Source organism: Streptomyces spiroverticillatus, from assembly GCA_014650415.1.
In the GTDB taxonomy this organism is placed as follows: domain Bacteria; phylum Actinomycetota; class Actinomycetes; order Streptomycetales; family Streptomycetaceae; genus Streptomyces; species Streptomyces spiroverticillatus.
This window is the reverse complement of sequence record BMUX01000040.1, coordinates 11,839-34,762: the sequence shown is the minus strand read 5'-3', so window position 1 is coordinate 34,762 and position 22,924 is coordinate 11,839. Positions and strand designations below refer to the sequence as shown.

Annotated in this window: 2 protein-coding genes; both read right to left on the bottom strand. The window is 74.0% G+C overall.

Annotated features, from left to right (window positions below):
- Window positions 1-5,822 (bottom strand): SDR family NAD(P)-dependent oxidoreductase (locus IE269_RS41860; protein WP_474200944.1); only part of this gene is annotated, 5,822 nt, incomplete at its 3' end.
- Between the two features lie 16 nt (window positions 5,823-5,838).
- The gene (locus IE269_RS41855) at window positions 5,839-22,818 is read right to left on the bottom strand and encodes a type I polyketide synthase (protein WP_438817656.1); all 16,980 of its coding nucleotides are present in this window, start codon (window positions 22,816-22,818) and stop codon (window positions 5,839-5,841) included.
- Window positions 22,819-22,924 lie beyond the last annotated feature (106 nt).

The window sequence follows — 22,924 nt, the reverse complement described above, 5'->3', positions numbered from 1 at the left end:
GTCACACCACCGGCAACCGCCAGCGAGCACTCGCCCGAACGCAGTGCCTGCGCCGCCCAGTGCATCGCCACCAGCGAAGACGAACACGCCGTATCCACCGTCACCGCCGGGCCTTCGAATCCGAACGTGTACGAGATTCGGCCGGAGGCGATGCTGGGTGCACTGCCGTTGCCCCGGAAGCCCTCGTACTGCGGACCGTCGAGCAGGCCACGATAGTCCGTGTACATGACGCCCGCGAAGACGCCGGTCTGCGAACCCCGCAGCGACACCGGATCGATGCCCGCCCGCTCCACCGCCTCCCACGTCGTCTCCAGCAGCAACCGCTGCTGCGCGTCCGTCGCGACCGCCTCACGCGGACTCATCCCGAAGAAGTCCGGGTCAAAGTCGGCAGCGCCGTAGAGGAAGCCTCCCGCGCGCTCGAACGACTCGCCCTCGACGTCCCAGTCGCGGTCGGCCGGGAAGCCGCCCACGGCGTCCACACCGCCGTCGACCAGGTTCCACAGGTCCTCGGGCGAGGCCACCCCACCCGGATACCGGCACGCCATGCCCACGATCACGACGGGGTCGTCGTCGGTGGTCACGGGCCGGGTCGGCAGCGGTTCCGCCGCCGAGTCGGGCTCGCCGTCCAGCAGTTCGTCAAGCAGCAGGTCCACCAGCGCGTCGGCTGTCGGGTGGTCGAAGACCAGCGTCGCCGGGAGCCGCAGGCCGACGGCCGCGCCCAGCCGGTTGCGCAGCTCGACCGCCATCAGGGAATCGAAGCCCAGGTCCTGGAACGCCCGCGTCGATTCGACGACGGCGGAGTCGGTGTGTCCCAGGACGAGGGCAACGTGCCCGCGCACGAGGTCGAGGAGGACTTCGCTCCGTTCGTCGGGCGCGAGGGTGGCGAGAGTGCGCCGCAGACCTGCCGTCGCGGACGTTCCGGCAGTCGGGGCAGCCGCCGAACGCCGGGTTCGGGTACGAGGCCTGACCAGGGCACGCAGCAGGGCGGGCACCTCGTCCTGCGCCCTCAGGGCCGCGAAGTCGAACCGCACGGGGGCGATCAGCGAAGCGTCCGTGCGCAGGGCGGCGTCGAACAGTGCGGCGCCCTCGGCCGGGGTCAGTTCGGGCATGCCGGTACGGGCGATGCGCTGGAGGTCTGCCTCGGACAGGGTGCCGGTCATGCCTGCGTCCTGCGTCCACGGACCCCACGCGAGCGAGATGCCCGGGAGTCCGAGGGCCCGGCGGTGCTCCGCGAGCGCGTCCAGGAAGACGTTGCCAGCGGCGTAGTTGGCCTGGCCGAGGCCGCCGAAGAGGCCGGAGACGGAGGAGAACAGCACGAATGCGGTGAGATCGAGGTCGCGCGTGGCCTCGTGCAGGTTCCAGGCGGCGTCGACCTTGGGGCGCAGTACCGCCGACAGCCGCTCGGGCGTCAGTGCCTCCACTACTCCGTCGTCGATCACACCGGCGGTGTGGACCACGGCCCGCACCGGGTGGCGCGCGACCAGTGCGGACACGGCGTCCGCGTCGGCGACGTCGCACGCCTCGACGACAGCTTCGGCGCCCAGCCCCGACAGTTCCGCGACCAGGTCGGCGGCGCCCTCGGCGGTCGCGCCGCTCCGGCTCACCAGCAGCAGGCTGCGTACGCCGTGCTCGACGACCAGGTGCCGGGCGATCACCCGGCCCAGGCCACCCGTACCACCGGTGATCAGGACCGTTCCCTCACCGGCCCACTCGGGAGCGGTCTCCCGCACCGCGTCGGCCCGGGAGAGCCGTGCGGCCAGTACCTCGCCGTCGCGGAGGAGCAACTGGGGCTCTTCCGTGGCCAGTACGGTCTCCAGGAGTCCCCTCTCCGGCTCCTGGCCCGCCACGTCCACCAGGACGAAGCGGCCGGGGTGCTCCGACTGGGCCGAACGCACCAGCCCCCACGCGGCGGCAGCGGCAAGGTCCTCGCCGGACGTCGCGCCCCGGGTCACGAACACCAGCCGGGCAGCGGCGGACCGCTCCTCGGCCAGCCACTCCTGGAGCAGGGACAGGGTCCGTGCGGCAAGCGCGTGCACGGAAGCCACCGCGCCGCTGCCGCCCTCGGTGACCGCAGCGCCGTTGTCGCCCTGGTCACCTTCCTCGCCCGACATCCTGACGACGACCACGTCCGGGTCCACTGCCGCCAGCGGCTTCGCCGCGACCGGAACCCACTCCACGCCGTACACCGAGTCCCGGTCCGCCGCCGGAGCGGCATCCACCGCGCGCAGTACCAGCGATTCCACCGATGCCACCGGCTCCCCCGCCGGGTCGGCGACGGCGACGGCGAGTGCGTCCTCGCGCACACGGGTCACGCGCACCCGGATCGACGAGGCTCCGGTGGCATGCAGTGACACGCCCCCCCAGGAGAACGGGACGACGCCGCGCGGCACCCCGTTGAACGCGGTGACGTGCAGCGCGGCATCCAGCAGCGCGGGGTGCAGTCCGTAGCGGCTGCCGTCGACGCCCTCGGGGAGAGCGACCTCGGCGTACACGTCCTCGCCCCGCTGCCACGCGGCCCGCAGGCCCTGGAAGACCGGGCCGTAGTCGAATCCCGCCTCGGACATGCGGTCGTACAGGCCGGTCAGGTCGACCGGCTCCGCGCCGGCCGGCGGCCATGAGGCGTCCGGAGCGTCGAGGGCCACGGTGCGCTCGCCGGCCGTGAGGACACCCGTGGCGTGCTGGAGCCAGGCCTGGTCGTCGGCCTCCTCGCGGCGGGAGCGGATGCTCACCGTGCGTCGGCCGTCGCTGTCGGCGGCGGCCACCCGCAGCTGGAGCTGGACGCCGCCTTCCTCGGGAAGGACGAGCGGCGCGGCGAGCGTCAGCTCCTCCACCGTGCCGCAGCCGACCTCGTCGCCCGCCCGGACGGCGAGCTCCAGGAACGCCGTCCCCGGCAGCAGCGCCGAGCCGCGCACCACGTGGTCGGCGAGCCAGGGATGCGACTGGACCGAGAGGCGCGAGGTGAACAACATGCCTTCGGTGTCGGCGAGTTCGACGGAGGCGTTGAGGAGAGGGTGTCCGGCACCGTCGAGCCCGGCGGCCCGGACGTCACCGGCGGGCGCCTCGCCGGGGACCGGCCAGAAGCTCTGGCGTTGGAAGGCGTACGTCGGCAGGTCGACGAGGCGCGCGCCGGTTCCGCTCAGCACGGCCGTCCAGTCCACGGCGGCGCCGTCGACGAACATCCTGGCGGCGGCGGTGAGCGCGGCGGTCTCCTCGTCGACTCCCTTGCGCAGTACGGGTGCAAGGACGGCGTCACTGTCCTCGGGCAAGCAGGCGGCAGCCATCGCGGACAGGACCCCGTCAGGGCCCAGCTCCAAGAACCGCGTCACACCCTGCCCGGAAAGGACCCGTACGTCATCCGCGAAGCGCACCGCGTCGCGGACGTGGTCCACCCAGTACTCCGGTTCGCACACCGACTCGGCACCCTTGGCCAGCGGAATCTCCGGAGCCGTGAACGACAGCCCGGCCACCACCGCGCGGAAGTCGTCCAGCATCGGATCCATCAGCGGCGAGTGGAAGGCGTGCGAGACCCGCAGACGCGTCGTCTTGCGGCCCAGGCCCGCGAAGTGGGCCCGCACGGAATCCACTTGATCCACCGCACCCGACACAACCACGGAAGACGGACCGTTGACCGCCGCGACCGAAGCCAACCCGCCCAGCAGCGGGAGGACTTCCTCCTCCGTCGCCTGTACGGCAAGCATCGCGCCGCCCTCGGGCAGCGCCTGCATCAGCCGGCCGCGCGCCGCCACCAGCGTGCACGCATCAGCCAGGGAGAACACCCCGGCCACATGCGCGGCCGCCACCTCACCTATGGAATGACCCGCCACGAAGTCCGGCCGCACACCCCACGACTCGACGAGACGGAACAAAGCCACCTCGACGGCGAAGAGACCGGCCTGCGCGAACATCGTCTGATTCAACGCATCCGTGTCCTCGCCCCACACCACCTCACGCACCGGCATGTCCAGCTGGTCACACACCGCGTCGAAAGCCGCCGCGAACGCCGGGAAACGCGCATACAACTCACGCCCCATCCCCAGCCGTTGAGACCCCTGCCCCGTAAACAGGAACGCCGACTTGCCGGAGCGCGCCACACCCTCCGCGACCGGCTGTGTGCCGCCCATCAGCACCGCGCGGTGACCGAGCGCCGACCGGGCCCCCGCGAGCGTCAGGGCGACGTCCACCGGGCGCGGCCCGGCTTGCTCCACGTACGTGTGCAGGCGTGCGATCTGGTCCCGCAGTGCCTGGTCCGTGCGACCGGTCAGGGCCCACGGCACCACCGCGGGCGCGACGGTCGCGGCGTCCGGGACGCTCTGCGGCCCGGACGGCTCCGGTGTGCCCTGTTCCAGGATCACGTGGGCGTTCGTGCCGCTGATGCCGAACGCGGAGACCGCCGAGCGGCGCGGGTGGCCGGTGGTGGGCCAGTCGGTGCGCTCGGTGAGGAGCTCGACGGCGCCCGCGCTCCAGTCCACGTGCGAGGTCGGCCGGTCCACGTGCAAGGTCCGGGGCAGGACACCGTTCCGCATCGCCAAGACCATCTTGATCACACCGGCGACACCGGCCGCCGCCTGCGCGTGCCCGATGTTGGACTTGATGCCGCCGAGCAGCAGGGGGCGCTCCGCCGGGCGGCCGCGGCCGTAGGTCGCGAGCAGTGCCTGGGCCTCGATCGGGTCGCCCAGCGTGGTGCCGGTGCCGTGGGCCTCGACGGCGTCGATCTGGTCGGTGGCGAGCTGAGCGTTGGCCAGTGCTGCCTGGATGACGCGCTGCTGGGAGGGGCCGTTGGGCGCGGTGAGGCGGCTGCTGGCGCCGTCCTGGTTGACGGCCGTACCCCGTACGACGGCGAGGACGTGGTGGCCGTTGCGCCGGGCATCGGAGAGCCGTTCCACGAGCAGGACGCCGACGCCCTCGGCCCATCCGGTGCCGTCGGCGGCTTCGGCGAAGGGCTTGCAGCGGCCGTCGGCGGCGAGGCCACGCTGACGGGAGAACTCGGTGAACAGGCGGGGGGTCGGCATGATCGCGACGCCTCCGGCCAGGGCCATGGTGCACTCTCCGGCCCGCAGCGCGCGTACGGCGAGGTGCAGGGCGACGAGCGAGGAGGAGCAAGCGGTGTCGACGGTGACGGCGGGGCCTTCGAGACCGAAGGTGTAGGAGATCCGGCCCGACAGGACGCTGACCGCACCGCCGGTCAGCAGGTGGCCCTCGGTTTCGGCACTCCGCCTGGCGAGGGAGCCGTAGTCGGTGTCGGCGCCGCCGATGAACACGCCGGTCTCGGTGCCGCGCAGGGCGGCGGGGCTGATCCGAGCGTGCTCGATGGCCTCCCAGGAGGTTTCGAGCAGCAGCCGCTGCTGCGGGTCCATGGCGAGAGCCTCGCGCGGGGCGATGCCGAAGAGATCGGCGTCGAACCCGGCGACGGAGTCGAGGAATCCGCCGTGGCGCACGTAACTCTTCCCGGGCGTACCGGGGTTGGGGTCGTAGATCCCCTCGGTGTCCCAGCCGCGGTCCTCCGGCAGGTCGCCCACGACGTCGGTGCCGTCGGCGACCATCCGCCACAGGTCCTCGGGGGAATGGACGCCGCCGGGGAACCGGCAGGCCATGCCCACGATGGCGATCGGCTCGTTGTCCCGCGCCTCGACGGATTCCAGCCTCTGCTTGGTGCGCCGCAGGTCTGCGGTGACCTTCTTGAGGTAGTCGCGGAGCTTGTCCTCGGAGGAGGGGGCGGCCTTGGGTGCCATGAGCGGGAAACCTCGCAGTCGGGAAAGGGTGTTACGCGTAGTGCGGTGTGCGGCCGCCCGGTGGGACGGAGCCGGTGGGCGGCCGGGTCCCACCGGGCGGCCTGCTCGGTCAGGCGAGGCCGAGTTCCTTGTCGATCAGGTCGAACATCTCGTCGTCGGTCGAGGCCGCTTCGAGGTCGGCGTCGGTGTCGTCCGCCCCCCCGTCGCGGGTGGCCCCTGCGGTGTCGTCGAGTTTCCGTTGCAGTGCCTTGAGGCGGGCCGCCAAGCGGGCCCGGCCATCCGTGTCGAGTGCGGAGGCGGTCTCCGCGGTGAGGGCCTTCTCCAGTTGGCCGAGTTCCGTGAAGAGGGCGTCGTACGGGTCCACGCCTCCGGAGGGGGCCAGTTGGGCGCTCAGGTGCCGGGCGAGGGCGAGCGGGGTGGGGTGGTCGAAGACCGCTGTCGTCGGCAGCCGGAGCCCCGTCTCCTCGTTCAGGCGGTTGCGCAGTTCCACGGCGGTCAGGGAGCTCATTCCCAGGTCGAGGAAGCCGCGTTCGGCTTCGATGGAGGCGGCCGAGCCGTGGCCGAGTACGGCGGCCACGTGACCGGTGATGAGCGGGAGCAGCAGCGCGTCGCGCTTGGCCTCGCTCAGTCCGGCGAGCCGCTCGGCGAACCCGCCGTCCTCGCGCACGGGGGCTGCCGGTTCCGGCACGGCGGCCGCGGACCTCCGTGGGGCCTTCCGTACCGGGGCGAGTTCCCGCAGCAGCGCTGGAACGCGGCCTGCGGCCGCGAGGGCCCGCGGATCGATGCGTACGGGGACCAGGAGGGCACGGTCGACAGTCGCGGCGGCGTCGAGCAGGCCGAGTCCTTGGCCTGCCGAGAGCGGCAGCATTCCTGAGCGTGCGAAGCGGGCGACGTCCACGGGGTCAAGACTGGACGTCATTCCACTGGAATCTCCCCAGTATCCCCACGCGAGGGAGACCGCGGTGAGCCCCTGGGCCCTGCGCCGGTGGGCGAGGGCGTCGAGGAAGGAGTTGGCGGCGGCGTAGTTGGCCTGGGCGGGGCCTCCGACGACTCCGGAGAAGGAGGAGAAGAGGACGAAGGCGGACAGCTTGATGTCGCGGGTCAGCTCGTGCAGGTGCATGGCGGCTGCGGCCTTCGGACGCCAGACGCGGTCGAGGTCCTCGGCGGTGAGGTTCTCCAGCAGCCCGTCCTCAAGGACGCCGGCCGCGTGGACCACCGCGGTGAGCGGGTGTGCGGCGGGGATCGCGCCGAGGACGCCGGCGAGGGCGTCTCGGTCGGCCGCGTCGCAGGCCGCGAGGGTGACGGTCGCGCCCAGGCCGGTGAGTTCGTCGCGCAGTTGCCCGGCGCCGGGGGCGGCGGGACCTTGGCGGCCGGTGAGCACCAGGTGCCGGACGCCGTGCGCGGTGACGAGGTGGCGGGCGACGAGGGCGCCGAGGGTTCCGGTGCCACCGGTGATCAGGACGGTGCCGTCGCCGTTCGGGTCCCACTCCTGGACCGGCGGGCCCGAGGGGCCCTGCGGGGGTGCGGTGTGCCGGAGTCTCGGAACGGTGACCGTACCCGCGCGCAGGGCGAGTTGGGTCTCGTCGGCTGCCGCGGCGGCGGCCACGGCACCCGGCAGGGCACGCTCGGAGGCCGGGTCGCCGTCGGTGTCGACGAGCAGGAACCGGTCGGGGTGTTCGGCCTGCGCCGAGCGGATCAGCCCCTGGACGGCGGCGTCGGTGAGCGCGGCGTCGTCGCCCGGGGTGACCACGACCAGCCGGGAGTCCGCGCAGCGTGGGTCATCGAGCCAGGTCTGGGCGAGGTGCAGCATCTCCCGTACGGGGGTGTTGTCGGCGCTGTCCGCGGAATCGCCGGCCGCGGGGAGGCGGAGCAGCACCGTGGTGGCGAAGGGGGTCGTGCCCCCGTCTTCCAGGGCCTCGCGGAGGGCGGGCAGGCCGGTGAAGCACTGTGCGGGAACGGCGGGTTCGGTGCGGGCGGGGTGGGTCCAGGCGGGTTCCGTCCAGACGGTTTCGAAAAGTGCGCGGGGGTGCCGGGATGAGGCCGCCGCAGGCGCGCTGGTGACGGCGCTCGCGGTGAGTACGGGCGCACCTGTGGCGTCGGCGGCGGTGAGGGTCAGGGTGCCGTCCTGGGCGCGGTCGATCCGTACGCGCAGCACGGTCGCGCCGGTGGCGGTCAGGGTCACGTTCCGCCAGGCGGAGGGGAGTTCGGCCCGGCCGGTCCCTGCGGCGGACATGGCCAGCACGGTCTGGAGCAGGGCCGGGTGGATGCGGAATCCGGTCGCGGCCGAGTGCTGCTCGCGGGGCAGGGCCACTTCGGCGAGGGTCGCGCCGTCGGCCGCGGTCCACAGCGCGCGGACCGTGCGGTGCACCGGTCCGGGGTCGTAACCGCCCTCGGCGAGGACGGTGTACAGCTCCTCGGTGTCGGCCGGGCGGGCGTCGTGCGGCGGCCAGTTGTCCGGCGCGAACGCCGCACCGGTGGTGGCGGCCGTCCGGGACAGCGTGCCGTTGGCGTGGCGGGTCCAGTCGGCGTCGGCGGCCGTCCGGGCGTGGATCGTCAGGCTGCGCGTGCCCTCCCCGGCCGCGCCGACGGTCAGCAGGATTTCCGCGGTGCCCTCGTCGGGGACGGTCAGCGGGACGAGTTCGGTGAGCTCGGCGATCGTCGCGCGGTCCGCTTCGTCGGCGGCCCGGAACGCCCAGTCGAGCAGGGCGGTGGCGGGAACGACTGCGTCACCGTGCACGGTGTGGTCGGCCAGCCACGGGTGGGTGGCGGCGCCGATCCGGCCGCCGAGGACGAGGGACCCGTCCGCGTCGGCGAGGCGGACGACGGTGTCGAGGCCCGCGGGGTCCGCCGGGGTGCCACCCGTCGGGGAGGGGGGCGCGTCGAGCCAGTACCGGCTTCGCTGGAAGGCGTACGTGGGCAGGTCGGCGGCCCGGCCGCCGTCCAGGATGCCGCTCCAGTCGATCTGCACGCCGTGCACGTGCGCCTCGGCGAGGGAGGTCAGCAGCCGCTGTCGGCCGCCGTCGTCCCGGCGCAGTGAGCCGAGCGCGGGCACGTCCGCCCCGGCGGCGGCGACGGTGTCCTCGATGGCCGCGGTCAGCACCGGGTGCGCGCTGGCCTCGACGAACACGTCGTGTCCCTGCGCGAGGAGGGTGCGCAGGGCGTCCTCCAGCCGGACGGTGCGGCGCAGGTTCTCGTACCAGTACGAGGCGTTCAGGGGGGTGTTGGCGTCGATCCATTCGCCGGTGAGGGTGGAGAGGAACGGGATGCGGGGTGCGCGGGTCTCGATGCCGTCGAGGTCTGCCAGAACGGTGTCGCGGATGCGTTCGACCTGGGCCGAGTGGGAGGCGTAGTCGACGGCGATCCGCTTCACGCGGACGCCGTCGCCTGTGCAGGCGTCGACCAGGGCGTCCAGGGCGTCCGGCTCGCCGGAGACGACGACGGAGCCGGGACCGTTGACCGCGGCGACGGAGATGCGCTCGCCCCAGGCGGTGAGGCGGTCGAGGACGTCCGCGTGGGACGCGGCGACGGAGACCATGCCGCCGTGGCCGGAGAGTCCGGCGCCGATGGCACGGCTGCGCAGCGCGACCACGCGGGCGCCGTCCTCCAGGGAGAGCGCTCCGGCCACGCAGGCGGCGGCGATCTCGCCCTGCGAGTGGCCGACGACGGCTGCCGGGCGCAGGCCGTGGGCCTGCCACACCGCCGCCAGCCCGATCATGACCGCCCACAGAGCCGGCTGGGCGACGTCCACGCGCTCCAGCGGGGGTGCGGTCGGCTCGCCGCGCAGCACGGCGGTGAGTGACCAGTCCGTGTACGGGGCGAGCGCGTGCTCGCAGGCCTCGATACGGGCGGCGAACTCCGCTGATTCCGCCAGGAGTTCGGCTCCCATGCCGACCCACTGGGAGCCCTGGCCGGGGAAGACCAGGACGGGTTTGCGGTCGCGTCCCGAGGTGTGCCGGCCCTGGACGAGACCGGGGGCCGGTGTGCCTTCGGCGAGCGCGGCGAGCGCCGTGCGCAGGGTGTGCGGGTCGGCGGCGGTGACGACCGCCCGGTGTTCGAGGAGCGCCCGGCGGGTCGCGAGGGAGGAGGCGAGGTCGAGGGGCGTCGGCAGGCTTCCGGCGGGAGTGTCCAGGTGGGCGAGCAGGGTCCGCGCCTGGCCGCGCAGCGCGGGTGCGCTCCGCGCGGACAGCAGCCAGGGCAGGGCGACACCGCTGGACCGCGCGTCCTCCGCTGCGCGGACCTCGGTCGCTTCGGGCGCGGCGGGGACGACCTCGGCCGACTCGACCTCGGCCGTGGTGGTCTCGGCCGGTGCGGTCTTCGCAGGCACGGTCTCGGCCGTCACGGTATCGGCCGCCGCGGAGGAGAGCCCCGCAACAGTCGTTCCCGGGGCCGGTCCTGAGCCCGCAGTGTGCTTGTCCGGAGTGTCCTCGTGCGACAGGGACCCGGCGTCCGGGCCCTGTTCCAGGATCACGTGCGCGTTGGTTCCGCTGATGCCGAAGGACGAGACTCCGGCCCGGCGCGGGCGGCCGTCGGCCGTCGGCCAGGGGGCCGCCTCGTCCAGGACGCGCACGGCGCCCGACGACCAGTCCACGTGCGGCGTCCGCTCGTCGAGGTGCAGCGACTTCGGGAGCAGACCGTGACGCATGGCGAGCACCATCTTCATCACTCCGGCGACTCCGGCCGCGGCCTGGGTGTGCCCGAGGTTGGACTTGACCGAGCCCAGCCGCAGCGGCCGGTCCGCCGCCCGGTCCTGCCCGTACGTGGCGAGCAGGGCCTGGGCCTCGATCGGGTCGCCGAGCCGGGTGCCGGTGCCATGTGCCTCCACCGCGTCGACCTCGGCGCCGGTCAGCCGGGCACCGGCGAGGGCCTGCCGGATGACGCGCTGCTGGGCGGGGCCGCTGGGGGCCGTGAGGCCGTTGGAGGCACCGTCCTGGTTGACGGCCGAGCCGCGCACGACGGCCAGCACCTGGTGGCCGTTGCGTTCCGCGTCGGAGAGGCGTTCGAGGACCAGCAGGCCGACGCCTTCGGAGAAGCCCGTGCCGTCGGCCGCCGCCGAGAAGGGCTTGCAGCGGCCGTCGGCGGCCAGTCCGCGCTGCCGCGAGAAGTCCACGATGATCACCGGGGAGGACATGACGGTCACCCCTCCCGCCAGGGCGAGCGAGCACTCACCGGCCCGCAGTGACTGAGCGGCCATGTGCAGCGCCACCAGGGAGGAGGAGCAGGCGGTGTCCACGGTGACGGCCGGCCCCTCCAACCCCAGGGCGTAGGCGACGCGGCCGGAGACGACGCTGACGGCGTTGCCGGTGTTCACGTATCCCGCGAGCGCCTCGGGGATCTCCGCGCCGCGGCTCAGGTAGTCGCTGGAGGACAGTCCGGCGAAGACGCCGGTGCGGCTGCCGCGCAGCGACCTGGGGTCGATGCCGGCCCGCTCCGCCGCCTCCCAGGCGGTCTCCAGGAGCAGGCGCTGCTGCGGGTCCATCGCGGTGGCCTCGTTCGGACCGATACCGAAGAAGTCCGCATCGAAGTCCGCCGCGCCGTGCAGGAATCCGCCTTCGAGGGTGCGGGAGGCGTCCGGGTGCTCGGGGACGGAGCCGTAGAAGTGCTCCAGGTCCCAGCCCCGGTCGGTGGGGAAGCCGCCGACGGCGTCGGTGCCGGTGGCCAGCAGGGTCCACAGGTCCTCGGGCGAACGGACGTCGCCGGGGTAGCGGCAGGCCATACCGACGATGACGACGGGATCGTCGTCCGGGGCGGCCGGTGCCGGTCCGGCGGGCGCTCCAAACGCGGGTACGTCGTCGGTCAGCAGGCTGCCCAGGTGCGCGGCGAGGGCGACGGGGGTCGGGTGGTCGAAGACCAGGGTGGCGGGGAGCCGCAGCCCGGCCGCGGTGGCGAGGCGGTTGCGCAGCTCCACGGCGGTCAGCGAGTCGAAGCCCAGGTCGCGGAAGGCCTTCACGGCATGGACCGGGCCGGCCTCGGCGTGGCCGAGTACGGCGGCGGCGTACGTGGTGACCAGGTCGACGAGCGCGCTGTGCCGTTCGGCTGCGGGCAGTGCGGCCAGCCGCTGCCGCAGGCCGCCGCCCGCCGGGCCGGTGCCGGCCTCGACGGTGCGTCGGGCGGTCGTGCCCCGGAAGAGCCCCCGCAGGATCGAGGGCAGTGCCTCGGGTGCCCGGCCGCGCAGGGCGGCGTGGTCCAGGCGTACCGGTACGAGCAGGGACCGCCGGGCGGCGAGGGCCGCGTCGAACAGCGCGAGCCCGTCGTGGGTGGCGAGCGGCAGCCCTCCGGTGGAGCGGGCGCGGCTGCGGGCGCCGTCGTCCAGGTGCCGGGTCATCTCGCTGGCCCGGGCCCACAGGCCCCAGGCGAGCGAGGTGGCGGGCAGGCCGGTGGCCCGGCGGTGGCGGGCGAGTCCGTCCAGGAAGGTGTTGGCGGCCGCGTAGTTGCCCTGTCCGGCGTTGCCGAACGTCCCGGCGGCCGAGGAAAACAGTACGAAGTCTGCGAGGTCCAGGTGCCGGGTCAGCTCGTGCAGGTTCCAGGCGGCGTCCGCCTTGGGGCGCAGTACGGTGTGCAGCCGCTCGGGGGTGAGGGCGGTGACCACGCCGTCGTCGATCACACCGGCGGCGTGCACGACGGCGGTCAGCGGGTGCGCGTCGCTCACGGTGCCGAGCAGCGCGGCGAGTGCCGCGCGGTCGGCGGCGTCGCAGGCGGCGAGAGTGACCTCGGCGCCCCGCTCGGTGAGTTCCGCGCGGAGTTCGGCGGCGCCGGGGCTGTCGGGGCCGCGGCGTCCGGTGAGCAGCAGGTGCCGTACGCCGTGTTCGGCGACGAGGTGGCGGGCGAGCGCGGCGCCGAGTTCTCCGGTGCCACCGGTGATGAGGACGGTGCCTTCGGGGTCCCACGCGCGGGGCACGGTGAGGACCACCTTGCCGGTGTGGCGGGCCTGGGAGACGTACCGGAACGCGTCCTGGGCGTGCGTGACGTCCCACGCGGTGACCGGGAGCGGCCGCAGGGCGCCCTGTTCGAAGAGGGCGACCAGCTCGGCGAGCATCTCGCCGATCCGCTCGGGGCCGGCCTCGGCGAGGTCGAAGGCGCGGTAGAACGCGCCGTCGTGGTAGCGGGCCACGTCGGCGGCGTCCCTGACGTCGGTCTTGCCCATTTCGATGAGCCGGCCACCGGGTGCCAGGAGACGCAGGGACGCGTCGACGTACTCGCCCGCGAGCGAGTTGAGGACCACGTCCACTCCCCTGCCGCCGCGTGCCGTGCGGAAGGTGTCCTCGAAGTCGAGGGTGCGGGAGGAGGCGAGGCGGTCTGCGGGCAGGCCGTCGCTCGCGGCGCGCAGCAGGCGCTGTTTGGGCTCGCTGGCGGTGCCGTAGACATCGGCTCCCCACAGGCGGGCGAGCTGGGTGGCGGCCATTCCGACGCCGCCGGCGGCGGCGTGGATGAGGACGGACTCGCCCTCGGTGAGGCCCGCGAGGTCGCGCAGGGCGTAGTGGGCGGTGAGGAACACCACGGGTGCGGCGGCTGCCTGGGCGAAGGTCCAGCCCGCCGGCATGCGGGTGACGACGCGGTGGTCCGCGACGGCCAGCGGTCCGAAGCCGCCGGTGACCATGCCGAAGACACGGTCACCGGTGCGCAGGCCGGTGACGTCGGGGGCGGTCTCGATGACGAGACCGGCCGCCTCGGAGCCGAGGAACTCGGCTCCGCCGGGATACATGCCGAGGGCGTTCAGGACGTCACGGAAGTTGAGTCCGGCGGCGCGGACCGCGATACGGACCTGCCCGGGTGCGAGTGGCGCGGCCGCCTGCGGCGCGGGCCGCAGCGCCAGGTGGTCCAGGCTGCCCTTCTCGGGGATGTCCAGCCGCCAGGGGGCGTCCTCGTGGGGCACGGTGAGCGCACGGGAGGTGTGGGTACGGGTCAGGCGAGGTGCGTACGCCGTGCCCTGACGCAGCGCCAGCTGGGGTTCGCCGCCGGCGGTGACCGCCCGGGGCAGGGCCCGCCAGGACGCGGGGTCGTCGTCGAGGTCGGCGATCACGATCCGGCCGGGGTGCTCGGACTGCGCCGAGCGCAGCAGACCCCACAGCGCCGAGCCGGGCAGATCACCGACGGCACCGCCGGGGTCGGGAGTGACGGCGCCGCGGGTGGCGACGACCAGGCGTGTGCCGTCGCACCTTTCGTCCGCCAGCCAGCCCTGAAGCAGATCCAGTACGCGCTCCAGCAGGCGGGCGGCACCGGTGGCCGGGTCGGCCGGCAGGTCGGCGGAGGCGTCCGCGGGCCCGTCGGTTCCGGTGATCAGCACCACGTCCGGCGCGCCGGTCCGCGGCGACGCGGCAGCCACGCCGGCCGGGTCGGCCAGGGAGTCCCACTGTGCGAGGACGGCGCCGCCTTCGGCGAGGGCGGCGGTGTGCGCGAGGTCGTTCGGTCCCAGGACGGCCCAGTGGGCGGCCCGGTCGTTCGGAGCGTCCGGGGTCGTCGGGGCGCCCGGGATCGCTGGGGCGTTCTGCCCCGTCGGGCCCGCGGCGTCCGTGGCCAACGGGGCCCACTCCAGGTGGAACAGCGCGTCGCGGACCGCACGCGGCACGGCTTCCGCGCCACCGAGGGCGGCGGCCGTAACCGGTCGTACCGCCAGGGCGTCGATGGCGGCGACCGGGCGGCCGAGCGGGTCGGCCATCAGGACGGAGACCGCGTCGGTTCCGGCGGGGCGCAGCCGAACCCGCAGGGCGGTGGCGCCGGTGGCGTGGAGGGTGACCCCCGACCAGGAGAAGGGCAGGCCGGTGCTGCCTTCGGAGTTGTTCAGCGGGCCGAGTCCGGCCGCGTGCAGCGCCGCGTCGAGCAGTGCCGGGTGGATGCCGAAGCGGGCCGCGTCCACCGCGCCCGCTTCGGGCAGGGTCACTTCGGCGTACACGTCGTCACCGAGCCGCCAGGCCGCCCGCAGGCCCTGGAAGACCGGTCCGTACTCGTAGCCCTCGGCGCGCAGCGACGCGTAGTGGCCGCCGACGTCTTCGACGGGCTCGGCCCCGCGCGGGGGCCACACGGTGAACTCCCCTTCGGGAAAGCGGTCTTCGGCGGGCCCGGTCGCGGGCTCGGCGAGCGTGCCCTCGGCGTGCAGGGTCCACTCGGCTTCCGGCACGTCGTCGGGCCTGGCGTGCAGGGTGACGGTCCGCAACCCGGCCGGGTCGGTGGCCCCGATCGCGATCTGCACCTGGACGCCGCCGTGTTCGGGCAGCCGGACGGGCGCGTGCAGGGTCAGTTCCTCGACCCGTCCGCAGCCGAGCTCGTCACCGGCCCGGACGGCCACCTCCACGAGCGCGGCTCCTGGCACCACGACGGTGCCGGCGACCGCGTGGTCGGCGAGCCAGGGGTGGCTGCGCAGCGACCAGCTGGCGGTGGCGACGAGTTCACCGCCGAGGGCGAGCGGCAGGGCCGCGCCGAGCAGTGGGTGGTCGAGGTCGCCGAGCCCGGCGGAGGCGACGTCCCCGAGGCCCCCGGTCGCCGGGCGCGGCCAGTAGCGGCGGTGCTGGAAGGCGTACGTGGGCAGCGTCGGCGGGGCGGCGGGGCGCGCGGCCCCGGCGGCCTCGAAGAACGCATCCCAGTCGATGCGGGCGCCGTGCACATGGGCCTCGGCCAGGGAGAGCGCGAAGCGTCCTGTGCCGCCCTCGTCGCGGCGCAGGGTGCCGGTGGCCGCCGCGGCGCAACCGGTGGCCTCGACGGTCTCCTGCACTCCGGTCGTGACGACGGGGTGCGGACTGACCTCGATGAACACGCCGTGACCCGCGTCGAGCAGGGCGCGGGTGGCCTGCTCGAACTCGACGGTGCCCCGCAGGTTGGCGTACCAGTAGGCGCCGTCGAGGACGGTCGTGTCGATCGGAACGCCGGTCACCGTGGAGTAGAAGGGGATGTGCGCGGCCCGGGGGGCGACGGGAGCGAGGACGCTCTGCAACTGCGCCTCGATCCGTTCCACTTGGGCCGAGTGCGAGGCGTAGTCGACCGGAATCCGCTTGGCCCGTACGCCGTCCCGGGCGCAGGTGTCGAGCAGGGCGTCCAGGGCGTCCGGCTCGCCGGAGACCACCACGGAGGAAGGTCCGTTGACGGCCGCGAGGGACAACCGCTCGCCCCAGGGCGCCATCAGTGCGCGCACCTCGTCGGCACTCCGGGCGACGGAGACCATGCCGCCCTGTCCGGACAGGGCGGTCAGTGCCTGGCTGCGCAGGGCGACGACGCGGGCGGCGTCGTCCAGGGTGAGGGCGCCGGCCACGCAGGCGGCGGCGATCTCGCCCTGGGAGTGGCCGATGACGGCCGCGGGACGCACGCCGTGCGCCTGCCACAGTTCGGCGAGGGACACCATGACGGCGAACAGCACGGGCTGGACCACGTCGACGCGGTCGAGCGAGGGTGCGCCCTCGGCTCCGCGCAGCACATCCATCAGGGACCAGTCGGTGTACGTGTCGAGGGCGGCGGCGCATTCGGCGATCCGCCCGGCGAACACCGGTGAGTTGTCGAGGAGTTCGCTTGCCATGGCGGGCCACTGGGAGCCCTGGCCCGGGAAGACGAAGACGGTGCCGCCTGCGTGCTCGGCGCTGCCTTCGCGGACGGCGGGCGACGTCTGGCCGCGGCCCTCGGCGAGCGCGTCGAGACCGGCGAGCAGGGTGGTGGCGTCGGGCGCGAGGACGGCGGCACGGTGCGTCATCGCGGTGCGGGTCGCCGCCAGGGCGTAAGCGACGCCGGGCAGGGCGTCACCGGCTCGCGCCGCGCCGTCGCGCAGGTGCGCGGCGAGACGGGCCGCCTGGGCGGCGAGCGCCTCGGGGGACTTGGCGGACAGGACGTAGGGGAGGGCGGGGGCGTCGTCCGTGAGGGGGCCGCCCGTGCCGGTACCGGCCGCACCGGACAGGTGGTCCGCGCCGGACAGGACACTGTCGTCGAGCGCGGAGCCGTTGCCGTGCAGAGCGCCGTCGCCGGGCCCGGAGCCGCCCTCGCGTGCGGGGTTCACGGACGGCAGCGGGTCCGGCGCCTCAAGGATGACGTGGGCGTTGGTGCCGCTGATGCCGAAGGAGGAGACGCCCGCCCGGTGCGGACGGTCCAACACCGGCCAGGGGGTGGGGGCGGCGAGGAGTTCGACCGCGCCCGCCGACCAGTCCACCTGCGGGGACGGTGCGTCGATGTGCAGGGACTGCGGCAGTACTCCGTTGCGCATGGCCAGGATCATCTTGATGACGCCCGCGACACCGGCCGCGGCCTGGGTGTGGCCGATGTTGGACTTGACGGAGCCCAGGAGCAGCGGCCTGTCGGCCGGGCGCTCCTGCCCGTACGTGGCGATGAGCGCCTGCGCCTCGATCGGGTCGCCGAGCCGGGTGCCGGTGCCGTGCGCCTCCACGGCGTCCACCTCGTCGGCGCCCAGCCCGGCGTCGGCCAGGGCCCGGCGGATGACGCGCTGCTGGGAGGGGCCGTTGGGGGCGGTGAGGCCGTTGGACGCGCCGTCCTGGTTGACGGCGGAGCCGCGCAGCACGGCGAGGACGGGGTGCCCGTTGCGCCGGGCGTCGGAGAGGCGTTCCACCAGCAGCAGGCCGATGCCCTCGGCCCAGCCGGTGCCGTCCGCGGCCCCCGCGAACGGCTTGCAGCGTCCGTCGGCCGCGAGTCCGCGCTGCCGGGAGAACTCCACGAACATGTGCGGGGTCGACATGACGGTGACGCCGCCGGCCAGGGCGAGGGTGCATTCGCCGCGGCGCAGTGCCTGCGCGGCGAGGTGCAGGGAGACCAGCGAGGAGGAGCAGGCGGTGTCCACGGTGACGGCCGGGCCCTCCAGGCCGAAGGCGTAGGACACCCGGCCGGAGACCACGCTGGCCGCGTTGCCGGTCATCAGGTGCCCGGTGACGTCGTCCGGGGCGGCGCCCAGAACCTGCTGGTAGTCCTGGAAGTTGGAGCCGACGTACACGCCGGTCGCGCTGCCGCGCAGGGCGTCGGGGACGATTCCGGCGCGCTCGACCGTCTCCCACGCCGTTTCCAGGAGCAGCCGCTGCTGCGGGTCCATGGCGAGGGCCTCGCGCGGCGAGATGCCGAAGAAGTCGGCGTCGAAGCCCGCCAGTCCGGTGAGAAAGCCGCCCTCGCGGACGTAACTGGTGCCCTGGTGCTCCGGGTCGGGGTCGTAGAGCCCCTCGGTGTCCCAGCCCCGGTCGGTGGGCAGGGCCGACACCCCGTCGCCGCCCCGGGCGAGCAGCTCCCAGAACTCCTCGGGGGAGCCGACGCCGCCGGGGAACCGGCAGGCCATGGAGACGATGGCGATCGGCTCGTCCGTCTCGCCCCGCGTGGGGGCGGCCCCGGCCGCCGTGTGCCCGTCCAGCAGCTCGGCACGCAGGTGGGCGGCTACCGCCGCCGTGGTCGGGTGGTCGAACAGGAGGGTGGCGGGCAGACGCAGGCCGGTGAGGGTGGCGAGCCGGTTGCGCAGCTCCACCGCGGTCAGCGAGTCGAAGCCCAGGTCGCGGAAGGCCCGGTGGACGTCGACGGCACTCGCGGAGGCATGCCCGAGTACGCCGGCGATCTCCTCGCGGAGCAGGTCGTGCAGGGCGCGTTCCTGCTCGGCGGTGGTCGCCAGGGCGAGCAGGCGGGTGCGCAGCGGCGAGGCCGCGCCGTCCCGGTTCCGTTCGGCCTCGGCCAGGCGGCGGACCTCGGGCAGGTCGGCGATCAGCGGGCTGGGCCGGGCGGCCGAAAGGGCCGGCCCGAAGGTGTCCCAGTAGATGTCCGCCACGGTCACGCAGGCGGCGTCGCTCGCGAGGGCCTGCTGGAGGGCGGCGAGGGCGAGTTCGGGTGCCATCGGGGTCATTCCGCTGCGGCGGACCCGGTCTGCGAGGGCGTCGTTGTCGGCCGCCATTCCGGCGTCCGCCCAGGAGCCCCAGGCCACGGAGGTGGCGGGCAGCCCGGTGGCACGGCGCTGCTCGGCGAGGGCGTCGAGACAGGCGTTCGCGGCGGCGTAGTTGGCCTGTCCCGCGTTGCCGAGGACACCGGTGACGGAGGAGAACAGCACGAACATGGTCAGCTGGTGGCCGTCCCGCACGTCCTGCGCGTCCTGCCCGTCACCGTCGTGCCCGCCACCCCGGGTGCTCTCGTGCGTGCCGTGTCCGGTACGTCCGTGTCCGGTACGGGTGAGTTCGTCGAGCAGCAGGGCGGATTGCGCCTTGGCGCGCAGCACCGTGTCGAACCGCTCGCCGGTCAGCGCGTCCAGCACACCGTCGTCGAGGACGCCGGCGGCATGGACGACACCTCGCAGTGGCACATCGGTGGGAATGGAGTCGAGGAGGGCGGTGAGGGCGTCGCGGTCGGCGGTGTCGCAGGCGGCGACAGTGATCCGTACACCCATCGCTTCCAGTTCGGCGGCGAGTTCTCCCGCGCCTTCGGCGGCCGGGCCGCGGCGACTGGTCAGCAACAGGTGCTCGGCGCCCGCGCCCGCGAGCCAGCGGGCGACCCGGGCGCCCAGGGCTCCCGTACCGCCGGTCACGAGTACCGTGCCGCGCGGGGCGGACCAGTGGTCCGTGTCCTGTGCAGGGACGTCGTGGGTGAGGCGCCGTCCGTACGTTCCGTAGGACCGTACGGCGATCTGGTCCTCGCCCGCGTCCGCACCGAGCACACCGGCCACCCGGGCCGCGAGTTCGCGGCCGTGGAGGGTGTCGACGGCGTCGGGAAGGTCGATGAGCCCACCCCAGCGCTGCGGGAATTCCAGGGCCGCGACCCGGCCGAGTCCCCAGGTCTGGGCCTGGAACGGACCGGTGGACGCCTGCATGCCGTCGACGGACATCGCGCCGCGGGTCAGGCACCACAGCGGCGCCGGCACGGCGGCCGCCTCCACTGCTCGCAGCAGGTCGACGGTGGCGAGGAGTCCGCGCGGGACCGCCGGGTGTGCGGGGTGCGGGCGCTCGTCGAGGGAGAGGAAGGAGAGCACGCCGGCCACCGGCTCAGAAGCGGCTGCCAGGGCCGTACGGACTTGCTCCGTCAGGGAGTCGGCGCCATCCGCGGTGGAGACGACGAGTCGTCCGACGTGCGCCCCGAGGTCGGTGAGGCCGGACAGGAGTGCGGCGAGGGACTCGTCGTCGGCCACGTGGTCGGGGACGACGGCCAGCCAGCCGGAGGCGGGCGCCGTCCCGGCGGTGGGGAGGTCCAGGGCGGCCCACGTGGTCTGGTAGGCCCAGGACTCGATCGTGGCGCGGGTACGGCGCCGGGCGCGCCAGGCACCGAGCACGGGGAGCAGAGTGTCCAGGGAGGCTTCGGCGGACGCCCCTTCGATGCCGAGTGCGGCGGAGGCCGCGGCCAGGTCGCCGCGTTCGGCGGCTTCCCAGAAGGCGGCCTCCACCTGGTCGGCGACGAGTGCGGGACCGGCGCCGCGCAACGGCTGCGCCCCGTCGGCCGGAAGCCAGTAACGCTGGTGCTGGAAGGCGTAGGTGGGCAGCTCGACGGCACGGGCTCCGGCGTCGGCGAAGAGGGCCGCCCAGTCGACCTCGGCCCCGTCCACGTGGAGCCGGGTCACTGCCTGGAGGACGGAGAGCTGTTCGTCGCGGTTCTTGCGCAGTACGGGTACGAGGAGGGCGTCGCTGTCCTCGGGCAGGCAGGCGGAAGCCATCGCGGACAGGACCCCGTCCGGACCGAGCTCCAGGAACCGCCTGACGCCGTGTCCGGAAAGGGTCCGTACGTCGTCCGCGAAACGCACCGCCGCACGGACATGGCGCACCCAGTACTCCGGGTCGCACACGGACTCGGTGCCCGCCGCCATCGGGATCGTGGGTGCGGCGAAGGAGAGACCCGACACCACCGCACGGAAGTCGTCCAGCATCGGGTCCATCAGCGGCGAGTGGAAGGCGTGCGAGACACGAAGACGCGTCGCCTTGCGGCCCAGACCCTCGAAGTGGGCCCGTACGGAGTCCACTTGCTCCACCGCACCGGACACGACCATGGACGTGGGACCGTTGACCGACGCGATCGATACCAACTCGCCCAGGAGAGGCGTTACTTCGGCTTCCGTCGCCTGCACGGCGAGCATCGCACCGCCCTCGGGCAGCGCCTGCATCAGCCGGCCGCGCGCCGCGACCAGCGTGCACGCGTCAGCCAGGGACAGCACCCCCGCGACGTGCGCGGCAGCCACCTCGCCGATGGAGTGACCGGCCACGAAGTCCGGCCGTACACCCCACGACTCGACGAGACGGAACAACGCCACCTCGACCGCGAACAGAGCGGGCTGCGCGAACATCGTCCGATCCAGCGCCTCGGCGTCCTCGCCCCACACCACGTCCCTCACCGGGACGTCCAGCTCCGCGCAGATCGCGTCGAAGGCAGCCGCGAACACCGGGAAACGGGCGTACAACTCGCGCCCCATACCCAACCGCTGCGAACCCTGACCGGAGAAAAGCACGGCAAGGGGCCCCTTGCTCGCGACTGCGGTCTCTCCCCTGCCCTCCGCCAGAGCGTCGAGACCCGCGAGCAGTCCCGCCCGGTCCTCGGCCACGACGGCCGCCCGGTGTTCCAGCGAGGCCCGGGTGGTGGCGAGCGAGAAGGCGATGTCGGAAGGCTCCGACTCCGTCCGTTCGCCGAGGTGTTCGGCCAGACGTACCGCCTGGGCGCGAAGGGCTTCGGCCGTTTTCGCCGAGAGGACCCACGGCAACGCTCCGGAGGCGTCGGTGTCGACGGCCGCCGTGGCCGTCACGGTCGGCGGCTGTTCGAGGATCACGTGGGCATTGGTGCCGCTGACGCCGAACGAGGACACGGCGGCCCGTCGCGGCCGGCCCTCCTCCCCCGCGGGCCATGCGGCCTCTTCGGTGAGCAGACGAACGCCGCCCGCCGCCCAGTCCACGTGCGGGGACGGCTCGTTCAGATGGAGGGTGGCGGGCAGGACGCCGTGGCGCAGGGCGAGCACCGTCTTGATGACGCCCGCGACACCGGCCGCGGCCTGTGTGTGGCCGATGTTGGACTTCATCGAGCCGAGGAGCAGCGGGCGGTCCGCCGGTCGTCCCCGGCCGTAGGCGGCCAGCAGGGCGGTGGCCTCGATGGGGTCGCCCAGCCGGGTGCCGGTGCCGTGCGCCTCGACGGCGTCCACGTCGTGGGCGGCGAGACCCGCGTCGGCCAGCGCCCGCCGGACGACGCGTTGCTGTGAGGGCCCGTTCGGCGCCGTCAGGCCGTTCGACGCACCGTCCTGGTTGACGGCTGAGCCGCGTACGACGGCCAGTACCGGATGGCCGTTGCGCAGGGCGTCGGACAACCGCTCGACGAGGACGACGCCGGCGCCCTCGCTCCACGCCGTACCGTCCGCGGCGGCCGAGAAGGGCTTGCACCGGCCGTCGGCGGCCAGGCCGCGCTGGCGCCCGAACTCCGCGAACATCTGCGGAGTGGACATGACGGTGACGCCGCCCGCGAGGGCGAGCGTGCACTCGCCACGGCGCAGTGACTGCACCGCGAGGTGCAGGGCCACCAGCGACGAGGAGCAGGCCGTGTCGACGGTGATGGCCGGCCCCTCCAGCCCCAGCACGTACGAGATGCGACCGGAGGCGACACTGACGGTGTTGCCGGTGAGCAGATGTCCCGCGACCTCCTCGCGCACCTGTCCGGTTGCGGCGGTCGTGGCCGCCGCGTCGTAGCCGCTGTGCCCGGCGCCGATGAACACGCCGGTCTGGGTGGAGCGCAGCCCGTGCGGGGAGATGCCGGCGCGCTCGACCGCCTCCCAGGCGGTCTCCAGCATCAGCCGCTGCTGCGGGTCCATGGCGAGGGCCTCACGCGGCGAGATACCGAAGAAGCCCGCGTCGAACTCGCCGGCGCCGTGCAGAAATCCGCTCTCACGCGGGTACGCGGCGCCTTCGTGGCCCGGTTCGGCGGAGACCGCTTCGGTGCCCCCGTAGAGACCGTCCAGGTCCCAGCCGCGGTTGGCGGGGAAGGGGGAGACGGCGTCGACACCGTCGCGCACCAGCTCCCACAGTTGCTCGGGTGTGTCGGCGCCGCCCGGGTAGCGGCAGGCCATGCCGACGATCGCGATGGGCTCCCGGTTCTTCTCGTGCACCTCTCGCAGCTGCTCGCGCGTCTCGTCGAGGTCGGCGATGGCCCGCTTCAGATAGTCGCGAAGCTTCTGCTCGTTCGACATCAGGATGTCAACCTCTCGAGGGCGATGCTGGGGTTTCCCACCCAGTCTCACCAGGGCCGACTGCGAATTCCCCTAGAGGCGTGCAGCGTTGCCGCCGCCGCGGGGAAGC